We start from the raw sequence: 12,835 nt of genomic DNA, 5'->3' as shown, positions 1-12,835 counted from the left end.
ACATTTATCTAGTCTGATATTAGGCGGTAAACGGCTCCGTATTTCGGTCCGTCCGTGAAAAACAGCCTCACATGGTCATCCTTGGCCACTTCCACGGGCGGCATCTCATTTCTCCCTGGAGCAAAATCACTGACAAAAGGATATACCGTGCCATCTTCCTTATTGAGAGGAACTCCGCCCTGCTTGCGTACATAACAGAGGGCTTCCTTCGGCACGGGTACTTCAGCCGTCACCGTCATGAGAACCGTCTTCCTTTTTTGAAAAAAACCACTTTTGTAGCGAATGGAGAAACGAATATCCGCCTTGCCTGCACTGGCGATGACTGTATTCTCGTCATTTTGCTGACGCAGCAGCACAGGACCGTCTTCGTCCATTCGGCAAACATGTATCGTGTACCGGATGGCACCAAATCCTGTCATCCGGTCCGTATATCCGTTACTCGCCTTGTATTCTTCTCTCGTATACAGTTTCAGCTTGCCATTCACAGTCTGATTCTTGCTCTGTCCACCTTCGATCATTTCCAGCTCCAACCGCTCCACGTAAACGGCTTCTACACCTTCGGGCCAGAGCCAGCGCAGGGTACAGTTACCATCATCCACCGCAAGTGTAAGTCTGCGAATCAGAGGTACCGAAGGGTCCGCATCTGCATATCGCATGTGTCGCCAACCTCCTGATGTTTAAAATCCTTTGCTGCGTGTGTCTCTCCCCCGCTGACCAAATCCGTCTGCGTTCGGAGTTCCCCTGCCTGCCTCACGGCGGCCCTTGCTCTTCCGCGGCGTATTCTCCTTGACCGGAATAATCCAGGTGAACAGGGTGAGTACCCCAGATAATATGAACATCGCACCCAGTCTAACCAATGCATCCCCTACTGAAGAACCGTCCAGTCCCCACTCCAGCAAAAGGCCTGCTAGCAGGCCTGACACCGCTCCACCAATGCCGAAGCTGACTGCCAGATGGCGGTTATCAAACACCAGACCAAGCGATACGCCCAGTGCTACACCAATCAACAGTATTGCAGCAACGCGGAAAATGGCCAGATAGGTACTGTGTTCCATCATGCCTGTACGTTCCGTCACCAGCGTCCGTTCATCAATCGTATCGTAAATTTGCTGAAATGCCATGCTGAGACCACCGGAATCCGGCACGTCATAGTACAAGCCACCTGTCTGCTGAGCGATACTGCGCAGCAAGTCGGTACCCGATGGATCAACCAGACTCAGACCTACCGTATTCACGGCAATCTGTTCATTCGCATACTGGGATAAGATATCCGAAGTATCTGCTTCACTGAATCCATCCGACAGCAAAATAGCAACCGTGCCGCGTTTTGGATCCTGCTTGTTTTGGATCTGCTCCATGGCTTCCCGGAGCACGGCATCGAAGTTTGTACCGCCCGATGTTGTGACAATGCCGTCGATCTTACCGTTGACCTCTGCCTTTGCCGCTTCACTATCTAATGCGGTAAACGGCTGCAATAACTGCGGCTGATCATCAAATGTAATAACAGCGACCTGCTTGTCACTTTCCATCTGACTGATTAACGTCTTGGCCGCCTCGAAACGTCCATTATCCGGGTCCGTTTCCGACATGCTGCCCGAGTTGTCGATCATCAGCACAATGTCCTTTACCTGCTTCACGCCGCCTGGATTGATCTGATACAACAATTGAAAGACCAATCCAACAACAAACAGGAACACCAGTGTTGCCGGAACGAGCAGCTTCCACGACAAGCCAAGATATCTCAGCTTCCAGGAAGACCCGTTCAGCTTGGGCGAGATCATCTCGGCGAGCAGACAGAACAGACCTACGCTCAGCGCCAGCACGCCGAAGTATAATCCCATCAGCAGCAGGCGAGGCATCTCCCCAAGCCACTGATGCAGCATGATTTCTCCTGCCGCAAATCCCACGGCTCCGCCAATCAGGCTGAACAGGACCAGGAGAAGATTGATTTTTCGCTGCATGTTCGCATGCATCCTTTCCAAACCAGCCCATCATAGGCTGAATTAATACTGGAGTCGATCATGACATGTCGTTCTATCGCATAGGTGACAGCTTATCAGCCAGGCCTGCTGGATGAAGCTCATAACCGTTCTCCGTATACGAGTCGTAATACACCTTGCCGTTGCGATAGACCATCAGATCCTCCAGATGGAACCCTCCCATCAGGTTCAACTTTTCCACACCACTACTGCGTTCTTCGTACACAACTCCCAGCTTATAGATGCGGGACGTTTCCTCGGCGTGCGCCGCATAATCCATGAAAGCACTGTGATGATCACCAAAGAAATACTTTTCTTCATACCGATGTTCCTGGGTATAATCGAATACCCGTATTCTCACAACCGCTTGATCTTCCAGCGTACGATACAGCCTGCGGAACAGATCATCGCGGGTCAATACGTTTTTGTCCCCATAGGTAATCGTTACATTCGCTCGCTGCAGCAGTTCTTCCTCAAAAGGTAACCTCAGTGGTTCTGCTGTGAGCAGCAGCGTATGGCATACCTCCATCAGACGTCGCAGCAGACGCTCGTTGCCTTCGGCAGCAAGCCGGTTGATGTCCCCCATATAACGCTCTTCAAACCAAACATCCCGGCCCCGCTTGGCCTCCAAATCGGCAATCAATGCTTCCGTTACCTTACCGTAGTACTCCATCACATTCTGTCCGATATATTCATCCGCGGCCGCGATACGTTCTTCTGCCGCGTCACGCAGCGTACGTTCCAGCGCTTCAAGTGCTGTCGTTATGCTACGGCTGAAGCTATGAAGCTGTTCCATCTCCGAATCGTAGATGCGAAGCAATTGCAGTTCATTTTCCAGTCGTAACAACTCTGTCTTGGGCACATACACACGTTCCAACAAACAATCGATCAGATTCCGTACATTCTGCTTGTCCCGGAACAATGCCCGCTTGATCGGCTGATCCTCCACTTGCTCCTGCTGACGCTGCTCCAGCAGGGCACGTGCTGAATCAAGCTGAACCGATTTGTCGCGAATGAGTCCCAGCAAGGCCTCACGCACGCTCCCAGGGCTGCCGTCACTCCATGAGGCCCATTGGAAATAGCCAATCTCCGGGTACTCTGTCCGTGACTGCTCTGCCCGGCGGAGTAGGGAACTCTGGCTGCTGCGCTGACGCAGACGTTCTTCCGCCGGACGTACCATGTTATCACGGAAGTACGCCTCTGCACCCTGACCGAATAGCGCCCGCTCCGCTTCACGCAGTGATAACGGCTTGAGATCGGAGAAGCTGACGTTATGCGTCATAATGCCGCTCATGCCACCCACCAGATCCTGCTCGTGCAGCAGTCCTTCAACCTTGTGCTCAACGGATGAAGCGTCCAGGCCGAAGAAAGCAAGCTTGTCTTTCATGCTCCATTCCGGCTCCTGTCGCATAAGGTCCAACAGATAGCGGTATAGATGATACAATACCGCGAGCGCAATCGGTTGGTTGGGCCGTCTGATCTCGGCAAAACCTGCACTCGCATAGCCGTGCTGATCCGAGGTCGTACGAATGTTGTTTTTGAACGACGTATTATTGTAGGTATTGGCCCCTGTGCTTGCAACCGCACCAAGCGCATCCGGATCCTGTTTCCGGTTCTTCAGCAGGCAGATTCGGCAGATAATCTGGGCATTCTCTATCCATCCCCCGATCACGCCGGTTCCTCGCTCATTTTTGTCAGACAGGATATAGACGAGATCAAACAAAGGCGAAGAAGGGTGCACGACGGGGATGGAAATCCCATCTTCCGTTACGAGCAGATTACCGCTGAACGTATAGTCCAGTGCCTGCATATAATCCAGTTCCCGCAAAAAGGCAAGTCCGGCTGCACTAGCATATCCGAAGGAATCCACCTGCTCCATCTCGCTGACCAGTACATGCAGATCGGTCTGGACCGACTTGAAGGATTGGGCCAGAATAGTCTCGGTCAGCTTGGTCAGTTCAGGCAGAAGCACGTTCAGTGGATCATCCGCCCTTGTCACAACGGTTACGTAAATCCGGTCAAACGATGAATACAGTCGCCCATATTCAGCGATCCGATTGCTCACCCGTCGTAACGTGCGATTCAGCCCGAAGAGCGCCTGCTCCGAATCGTGAAAACTGCGGTGTACATCCTTGCGCATGGTCTTTGAAGGACGTCCAGCCTGTGCAGTAGATAGAGGCAGGATATGACGGGTCACCTGACCGTCTTCCAATGAATCACGATGCTCCCGTCCTCCTTGTTCCTCCCGGCCCTCCGTTCCTATCTGGAGATACACCACACCTTCTCCGTTATCCCACTTCAACTGATTGATCTCGCGCACCGCAGCCATGGCCGGTTCGACCAGGTCACCAACAAAAAGAAACAGGGCCGGGTAATGGATGCTGCTTCGTCCATCACCCAGGCTGCCTTGCCGCTCCTGCTCTGCCGCATACTGTGCTGCGTACTTCTCCAGATCCCGCTTCAGGGTATTGTTCATCTTGAACTCCATCCCGGCTGCCATGTTACTTCAGCCTTCTGCGGATGTCATTCAGCTTCGACGACATCGTTCTGTAGAACTGATAGATGTCTTCACCGTTTGCCAGCTCTACACGTTCATATTCCAGTCGATCGCGCGATTCCATGAACAGGGCAGCCAGATCATCCAGTTTGGCCAGCAGCGGAGCAATGTCCTCAGAAGCCGTTAGTTCGTTATCCCGACGGGAAGCTTTGCGCAGTAGTGTACTGCGATCTTTTTCAGACAGACCGCGGAAATTGCCAAACACTTCATACTCGGCAAAGTTGCGGCTCTTCATCAGGTTCGCGAACGGTTCCCAGGCATCTTCTTCCGGATCGCGGTCATAGACGTAGAGTGCGCCCTTCTTGACGATCGTGTCCGTATACAGAGCTTCGATGAAGCGATCATACCATTGTTCCTCATCCTGATGCTGTGCCAGGATGCCTTCCAGTTCAGCCACTTTGGCCGAGATGGCATTCATCTTCGCCAGTTCTTCACGTACCCGTGCGATAAGCTGCGGGGAACGTACCAGGTTTTCTTTGGCCATATCTTCATTAATACTGCCGAAAATATCCTTGATCCCTACACGCGGCAGCCCTTCGGATTGCAGACGTTTCAGTTCGGTAACTGCCCGTTTTACCTCACCCAGATTCGGGGTCGTCGACGTCAGACGCATGTCGTAAGCATTCAGCTTCGCGGTCAGGTCAAACGGTTCCGTTGTAACAACGGCATAACGATTGCTCGTATTTTCATCAATTGTTTTGGCCGTAATGATGTTGTATCCAATCGCTTGCTCGAATTCGGTACGTACCCGCGCGTTATACTGCTTCACCCGGGCATTCTCGTAGACATCGCCCCAGGACTTTTCGGGAATCGGAGATGGCAGGTAGGTCCAGTTGTTTTTCTCCGTCTGCACCAGATGGCGACCGATGCCTTCCTTGTCCAAAATGGTGCGTTCATAGCTTTCTTCATATACTTTGAGCGGCGTATACACAAACAGTGGTACCCCGTTGCGCGTATTCAGCCAGAAAATCCGGTTGCGGACTTCACTTTCCTTGACGGTAAAGTGGGATTTGCCCACCGCATTGTTCTGATAATTGCGAATCCCTTTGAGAATGCCTGGCGCCTGTGTCGGCACAGAGACGAATCCCCATGACGGGAAATGCAGACTGCCTGTGCTGTTGCTCAGGTTGAACACCGGAACGGCCTCATCATCCAGCTTGCCAGCGATGTGACGCTCCACGAATTTCTCAACAGACTCATCCTGCCCGTATTTGATCACCAGGAAATCTTCCATGGAACGGGTAATGAGGTCCCCGAATTTCTCCGTCAGGAAGTCCGAAATGGAGCTGACCACGTCGATCTCGTTTTCCTTCACCCACTGGTTGGAGTTCTCCAGGAGCTCACGGGAGAAGTCGCGGATCAGGTCATCCGTGTCGCGCTTGTCCAGCAGCCCATCCACCACATTGACGATATCCGGTACACTAACAACGTTCCAGTAGTAGGTTTTGTTGCCTTTGTGATCGGACTGTTCTTCGCCGCGCGTCAGAATATCTCCGTTTTTGGAGAAGATCGAGCTGAGCGCATTCAGCGTCTCGGTAAACACATTGTAGATGCGGCTGTTCTCCTGATTCAGCAGTTCATACAGATCCTCATAGAACTCGATCATCTGATCGTTGCGTTCCACGTCGGCGTGCAGCCAGTACTCATGAATTTTAGCTTCAATATAAGCATTCTTTTTCTTCTCTTTGGAGACGAAGGCACTCTTCGCGTCACCCAGTTTCTCCTCCGATTGCTCCTGCGCAGCTTCAATATCACGCGGAATGCGGAATGCATTCTCCCGCAGCGTTTCGATATACGACTGGATCATCTTCAGTACACAGAAGCCTTTTTCGGTGTAGATCAGACGGGAAACGTAGAACGGACCCTGTTCGGGATGCAAAAACATGCGCCGGATCTGTTCGGTAAACTGACCGGCAATCTCGCCCGGCAGTTGTTTCTTCGCCTTGATATATTCTTCGCGGGCACGGGCCAGGAAGTTCTGCTCCAGCTCGGTGTCCATGTTCACTACCTGTGATTTCACAACATTGCCGTACGACAGACGCTCACTGTTCTGATAACCCGGCAGCGGCTCTGGCACGCGGGACTCGAAGGACTTCACAACACTTTCGAGATCGATGCCCAGCTTGCGGGCAAACTTCTCCGTATCCTCCTGGTTCGGAGCTTTGGAGAACATGGTGCTCATTTTGTCGAACATCCGGTAAGCCAGATACGTCGTCATCTCTTCAATCGGCAGTACCGCTGAGGAAGCACCGATAATGTTGTAATCATAGTTGGCCGGATATGCCTTGTTCATCTGTGCAATGTTGGTACGGATGTTACTGATATAATCGTGAATTGCGAATTCTTCGCCCGACTGTTTCTCCTCGCTGGCCATGAAGTTGGTGATATTCTCGGCCGTCACGTTCATGCAGTAGTCATAGGCATTCTCCAGCAGCTTACCTTCCGTATTCGTTGCCGAAATTAGGTGACACAGGTTAAACGGCGGCAGCGGTGAATTAACATTCAGGATATTGCCGTATTTCTGCGTGAAACGCTCGCCGCGGCTGTCGACATTCATCCAGTAATCCAGCTCTTTGAGCGCAGCATAGCCGTTTTTGCGAATATATTCGCGTGTGTGCTCGCTCAAGCTTTTGTTCGATAGATTCACGTCTGGCGTAAACAGGTAACCCAGCGTATTGACGCGGTCGATCCCGGCAGAACCGTGATCCCGTTCAATGATACCGCGCACGATATAGGAGATATCGAGGAAGCAGCCACTACCCGTACCCCCGGACAAACCGGTAAGCAGGAATACCATCAGCTTTTTGTTGGTGCCTACGGATAATGTTTTGATCTTTTTGTCGATTGCCTGCACGACCTGATTGATCTTGGTGAACAGCAGCAACCGTCCAGCCTGACGTACCCCTGCTGCTCCATTCATGCCGTCCGTAATGCTCAGTTCCGGAGACAGCCAGTCCGTAATATACGGCTCCAGTACGCTGCGATTCTGCAGCAGTCCGCCGATCTCGGCATTGGACAGCAGGACGAATTCGTTAATCGGGTCCAGTCCGATGCCTTTGTACTTCTTCGCACGGTCCTGCTCGTTGGTTTCAAACGCGAGAAATTCCACGTTGTCCGGCTTGTCCATTTTTTTCTTGGATACCGGATCCTGAGGCAGCTTGAAGCGACGGTTAATCTGATATTTAAGGCGCAGCAGCGCATCAATTCCCGTTCCTCCAAGACCGATAATCAGGATCGGATTGTCAATCGAATCGACCCTGATCTTCTCGCTGACAATCCCTCCGCCTAGCGATACATCCAGCTGCTGAATATGTTCTCTGACAATTGGTTTCATTCCATGTCCTCCCTTTTGTTCAACGCACATGCCTTGCTTAGGCATTCAAACTTCTTATACCAGATACTCAATCAAAATCGTCTTATCCGCCTGTTGCAGCGGGATGCTCAGCCGGTCACCGTTCTTCAGTTCAACGCCTGAGCTTGCATCAACGGCACGTCCGGATTTCTCCAATGTCCCGCCCGCGGTATTGCGAATAATAATTCGGTCTCCATTGCTTGGCGTAAATATATACTTCTCGGTTTCCTTCAATTCCGGATCCAGCTGTAAGAGCTGGTGCAGATGGAATCTGCCCCGGAAGGATGCCAGTTTTTTGTATTGTGGATAGGACTTGTCTCCGGTGTTCTCATCCCGAATCTCGACAATGATCTGGCCGACAAAGCCGCGATTTTTGCGTTTCAGCCAGCCCATCAGGAACCAGGCACCAACTCCAATCACCAGCAAGGCTACGACTCCCAAAATCACAGGCAACCATGGAAACGGCTTGTCCTGCTCACCACCTGAGGTGGTTGGCTGTGTGCCCGCACCTGCCGTACCGCCTGCATTGATGGCGATGGGTGCACTTTCGCGGTAGAAGCTGTCCTCTTCCGCACGAATCACCAGTTCATAGTTATGATTGTCCGGCACTTCAAAGGTACCTGCAAAGCCGCTGCCCGTATTCTCCAGCGGATGCTCCTCACTCTTGTTCGTATCCAGATCGTTCACGACCAAGGTCGCCTTCATATCTGCATACAGATCGTTATCCTGGAGCGGCTGGCCTCCATTTTCCAACTTGGCCGTCAGGTCCACCTTGTCGCCCTTTGTATAGGACTTGGTCTTAATTGGGTCCACGACGAGCTGCAGATCATAGTTGAACAGCAGGTTGATATCAATGCTGTCTTTCGGAGCCCCTTTTACCCGAAGTTTCCAGTCGCCTTCCTGAGGCTTAAGCAGCTTGACCAGTGAATAACTTTTGGAAGTCGAGAGCTTGGCTGCATCCGAGTTCAGATCCACCGCTTTGCCCGAAGGATCAGTCAATTCAATCTCCACCTGCTTGGAAGACATAATGGAAATGTTGGCTTCAAGCACGCTGTCATTTGGCACGTTGACGGTAACTTCCTGAAAATTGCCGTTGCCTGTGATGGAAGGCAATTTCACGACATTCAGCTTGGCATGATCTGCAAATATCTCACTCAGAATCTGCGGCAGATCATCCGGCGTATCCGTGATGAATGACTTGCCTCCTGTCTGACTGGCCAGATCAGCTAGCGCATCCTTGTTCAGTTTGCCATCTGCGTTCAGTCCGATCGTATAGACCGGAATGCCCTGATCCTGTGCTTCTTGAACGGCCTTCGCCAGATCTGCATCAGACTGTGCCTGGGTGCGACCTTTGGTTTTGTTAAAATCATTGTTGCCGTCTGCAAGCAGTACGATCATGGGTGAGTGCGATGCATCTGCACCATGATTCAGCACATTCACCGCTTCAGCCACCCCGACGGAAATATCAGTGTATGGCCCGCGGCCGAGCTGATCAATAAAGTTCTTCAGGCTGCTCTTGTCCGCATCGGACTGAATCTCCAGCAGCGCTTTTTCTCGCTCTACCTGATCGGTATAAGCAACAATCCCTACCTTGTCCCCCTGGACCGGCAGCATATCGATAAACATTTTCATGGCTTCATTACTGATCTTGTCACGGTCACTTGTATTCATCGAGTTACTTACATCGGCTACAAGTACGGCGTCGATCCCGCTCGTCTGTGCCTGAGCAGCTGCAGCTTGGGGCAGCAACGCCTTAGGCAGCAGCAGCGTTAGAAATGTCAGCAGAACCAGGGTTCCGCTAAGCCAGCGTATTTTGCGTGTCCGCAGCATTGGGTGTACTCCTTCACGTTTGAGATTAAAATGGGAATAGTTTATTATAGGCGTCAAGCCTTAAGGAAATCTTAACAGTCTACTAATATATTCTGAAAAGCACCCCTATCTTGAGTTACAGTTTTGTAATGACTGACAAAAATCGACCTATTCGGCGCTCTTGCTGGCATTTTAATTCCAACTATGGAAATATGATATAGTTATTGCCAGTAAACTGCAATATAACGAAACCGTGTTTCAGATTTACACTATTCTGCATAACAACTATGCCTAGAAAGGAATCGATTATGGTTACATACGGATGCCTCGCCATATTGTTTCTTTTTGTCCTTATAAAAGGAATCTCGCTCTTTTTCCAGGGTCGCAAACCCGTAACATCAGAGGATTCGGACCGTACCCTATACACTATACTGAATGGTGAGCGTGATTAAGCATGAGTACCAAACAAGTGGTATCCATCAGACCTTTTAACCGAACGACCTATGCCTTTGAGAAGCTGCACGTCTGCAAGCGTTGTGGACAATATACCTGCTTGTGGGAGGATGACTGTACCTCCTGTGGTCGCAGCGCCCTCGTTTCTGTCCAGGAGCGTGCCGGCTCACGAGTGAAGCGCCGGATCGCGCGCGATCTGTTCCTTGCCGTTATACTCGGAGCTGCCGCCACCTACTTCGGTGAAACAACGGATCAGACCATGATGGCAGCCACCGTGACCCTGCTGCTGATTGGATGGCTCATCTTCATGCATCACCGTACCTTCCCTGCCCAGCAGAACCGGCAGATGAAGCGCATGTTAAACGAAGACCGGGAGGACATCCGTCAGGGGATCAACCGAAACTGGGCGCTCGTTGCCGAAGCCCGCAAAGAAGACGAGGCCCTCGCTTATGAGATGCTGCGCGAGATTGGATCACTCGTCTACAATGATCGGATACGTCTGCAGCAGGTTGCCCTGCTGCAATCCTTCGTGCTGCGAAGTGATATGGATCTGCAGCTCCAGCCCCTGCTGCTGCGCAGCTTCGAGCGGCTGCTCGCCGAATATATAGGTGAAATCGCCCGGCTTAAGCCGGAGTTGATTCGTGAAGATGCGATCCGGTATATCGCCACATACGAAGTTAACATTTTGCAGCTGCACAACGGAATTCAGATTCTGACTGCTGTAGCTGCCGCGGCTGTGCGTAAAAGCAAATATATCGAGTTATTCCCAAGTCTTATTACCCGCTACGCACGCTTTATGCCCAAAGACCGGTTCATGCGTCTCTATCGTACGCTTGAGCTGTATCCTGGCAAGGCACGTGGCGGTTTGGCCGAATCCGTTGGGAGAGTATATAACGAGAAATATCGGGACAACGTTACCGAGATTCATTCCTAAAGAGCATTTTCGTGCACAATGATTCCCTAATATATAGACGACGTAATTCCCAAGAACCCCTGCATCGATTTTGGGGACAAGAATATGCAAGAGCAATCCTATACAATATCCACCTGTCCACAACCCAAAGAGCACCTTATTCTCACATGAGAATAGGGTGCTTTTTTCAAACAACTGCATAACGGCTCATGTCGAATCCGTCTGCCATGTTAATCCCTTTTTCTTGCCTTCAAGGGGTAGATTAGGACGTATGGAATCCAGAGCAGTACGGAGCACAACAACACGCTGCCATATAAGGAAACGTACATTTGCGCTGTGGGCTCGCTATGATCCAGAAGCTCCAGGACCATACTTGCTACCATCAGGTTGATAAAGGAACCTATCGCGTATATGAGAATCTGCTTCCAGCGAAGTCTTTTGACCAATATAAAAAACAGCAAACTTAATCCCATGATATATATACTCGGTGTTAACCAGTGCTCCGCTTCGATCTTGCCCTGCGCTGCCTCCAGACCCAGGTAGTAGGCCACACCCCACTGAAGCAGAAAAACAAACCAGCCCGGCCCAACACTCATCCATGCTGAGGCATTACGTTCCTTTTCCTGATATGCACGTACTCTCTGAAGGAATTCTTCTTCCTCCTCTTTCGACAGACTGCCTTCCTCATATGCCCGATGAAACTCTTCGTCTACCCTATCCAAGTAATTGTAAAATTGCCGATCCACATTCCGCTTGTAAAGAAACGGCTTCTGATCCCTGTCGTTCAGGAGCTTATCCAGCAGCTCTACTTCCGTCATCTGGTCCGAGGTGGGCTCGGCTGTAAACTTCAATGGAACCTGCAGTGAAGAGAGAGATTGCAGCCATTTCTCTGCATCCCTTTCGTCCAGAAAGATAACGCTGTGGACTCTCCGCTTCAAGTTTTGATCATAAATGAAATGAATGACGGGCGGCATGATCGCTGTCTCCGGGGTTTTCTCCAGATAATAGTGCAGATGCTCTACGGTATGCCTGCCATAATATGCATGCTCGATACAGGAAACGTCAAATCGATTTTCTTCAGATATGTCGGAACGTGGATTCCAACTGGCGTAACTTACTTCCTTGGTATCAAGCTTCGTATAGGACGGGTGAGATTCACGCCTCGCTTCCATACGCAAAGATGTCATTGAACGATAAAATAACACCGCACCAAAAGGGACAAGCCCCAGCAGAAACCACGTTTCCGCGGAGAAATGCAGGACTATCAGCACCAGCGGCAAGACGACCATCGCGCTCCCCACGATCCGATTTGTGGTTAGCTTCGACTTCACAGTCGGCCTCATTGGTCTTTGTTTCTCAATCAGCTCCTGGAAGCTGTTCAGGGAGTTATCATCCGTACCCATGCCCGCCTCCTTCGTTATCCTTCTATTCACACCCTATCTGTGTGTTGATTTGTCATTGTACTTTTTGTTCGAAGCTTCACGTGCAGCCACCTTGAATTGATAGACCAGGAGCGGCACACAGATAAAGAGAATACCCAGCAGGCCGATCCACATCATCAATCGTGTAAACAGCCAGTAAAATGGCAGGATCTTGCGCTGCTCCTGTATTAGAGGATATGTATTCATGAAAACCTCCGGTCTGCCTGCTTCATCATGACCCATATGCCAGCTGGCGAGATTTTCCCACTTCTTGTATACCCGCATTATCCACATATGCACCATGGAATCCGAGCGATGGCTCTTTCACATATTTCAACATATCTATCCAAT

Annotated in this window: 8 protein-coding genes; 1 reads left to right on the top strand and 7 read right to left on the bottom strand. The window is 50.9% G+C overall.

Going from position 1 to position 12,835, the window contains the following annotated elements:
• Window positions 1-8 precede the first annotated feature (8 nt).
• The 5 genes from MH144_RS15125 to MH144_RS15105 form a co-directional block, all read right to left on the bottom strand.
• Window positions 9-656: a beta-mannanase gene (locus MH144_RS15125; RefSeq protein WP_239301690.1), complete on the bottom strand. Its 648-nt coding sequence runs from the start codon at window positions 654-656 to the stop codon at window positions 9-11.
• A gap of 21 nt (window positions 657-677) precedes the next feature.
• Window positions 678-1,961: a vWA domain-containing protein gene (locus tag MH144_RS15120; RefSeq protein WP_239301688.1), complete on the bottom strand. Its 1,284-nt coding sequence runs from the start codon at window positions 1,959-1,961 to the stop codon at window positions 678-680.
• Window positions 1,962-2,034: 73 nt separating this feature from the next.
• Complete coding sequence (locus tag MH144_RS15115; protein ID WP_239301686.1) at window positions 2,035-4,479, bottom strand: transcription initiation factor TFIID; 2,445 nt, start codon at window positions 4,477-4,479, stop codon at window positions 2,035-2,037.
• 1 nt (window position 4,480) lies between these two features.
• Window positions 4,481-7,870: a tubulin-like doman-containing protein gene (locus MH144_RS15110; RefSeq protein ID WP_239301684.1), complete on the bottom strand. Its 3,390-nt coding sequence runs from the start codon at window positions 7,868-7,870 to the stop codon at window positions 4,481-4,483.
• 54 nt (window positions 7,871-7,924) lie between these two features.
• A complete protein-coding gene (locus MH144_RS15105; RefSeq protein WP_239301682.1) occupies window positions 7,925-9,718 on the bottom strand; it encodes a vWA domain-containing protein in 1,794 nt (597 codons plus the stop codon).
• Window positions 9,719-10,151: 433 nt separating this feature from the next.
• Between MH144_RS15105 and MH144_RS15100 the strand changes: the two genes are divergently transcribed.
• Window positions 10,152-11,084 carry a hypothetical protein gene (locus MH144_RS15100; RefSeq protein ID WP_239301679.1) on the top strand — a complete coding sequence of 311 codons (933 nt, stop codon included), beginning with the start codon at window positions 10,152-10,154 and terminating at the stop codon, window positions 11,082-11,084.
• Window positions 11,085-11,293: 209 nt separating this feature from the next.
• Here the strand turns inward: MH144_RS15100 and MH144_RS15095 are convergent, their stop codons facing one another.
• Together MH144_RS15095 and MH144_RS15090 are read right to left on the bottom strand one after the other, a co-directional pair.
• Window positions 11,294-12,466, bottom strand: a complete 1,173-nt coding sequence (locus tag MH144_RS15095) for a hypothetical protein (RefSeq protein ID WP_239301677.1) — start codon at window positions 12,464-12,466, stop codon at window positions 11,294-11,296.
• Window positions 12,467-12,499: 33 nt separating this feature from the next.
• Window positions 12,500-12,691, bottom strand: coding sequence for a hypothetical protein (locus tag MH144_RS15090; protein ID WP_239301675.1), 192 nt, complete (start codon window positions 12,689-12,691; stop codon window positions 12,500-12,502).
• Between the last annotated feature and the right edge of the window lie 144 nt (window positions 12,692-12,835).

It is taken from the genome of Paenibacillus sp. ACRRY (assembly GCF_022346995.1).
Lineage (GTDB): Bacteria > Bacillota > Bacilli > Paenibacillales > Paenibacillaceae > Paenibacillus.
The sequence above is the reverse complement of the archived record's forward strand: the minus strand, read 5'-3'. Positions and strand labels throughout refer to the sequence as shown.

Bases quoted from the DNA above. Each gene is read 5' to 3' on its own strand.
- MH144_RS15125 (WP_239301690.1), bottom strand. From the start codon at position 656: ATGCGATATGCAGATGCGGACCCTTCGGTACCTCTGATTCGCAGACTT.
- MH144_RS15120 (WP_239301688.1), bottom strand. From the start codon at position 1,961: ATGCAGCGAAAAATCAATCTTCTCCTGGTCCTGTTCAGCCTGATTGGC.
- MH144_RS15115 (WP_239301686.1), bottom strand. From the start codon at position 4,479: ATGGCAGCCGGGATGGAGTTCAAGATGAACAATACCCTGAAGCGGGAT.
- MH144_RS15110 (WP_239301684.1), bottom strand. From the start codon at position 7,870: ATGAAACCAATTGTCAGAGAACATATTCAGCAGCTGGATGTATCGCTA.
- MH144_RS15105 (WP_239301682.1), bottom strand. From the start codon at position 9,718: ATGCTGCGGACACGCAAAATACGCTGGCTTAGCGGAACCCTGGTTCTG.
- MH144_RS15100 (WP_239301679.1), top strand. From the start codon at position 10,152: ATGAGTACCAAACAAGTGGTATCCATCAGACCTTTTAACCGAACGACC.
- MH144_RS15095 (WP_239301677.1), bottom strand. From the start codon at position 12,466: ATGGGTACGGATGATAACTCCCTGAACAGCTTCCAGGAGCTGATTGAG.
- MH144_RS15090 (WP_239301675.1), bottom strand. From the start codon at position 12,691: ATGAATACATATCCTCTAATACAGGAGCAGCGCAAGATCCTGCCATTT.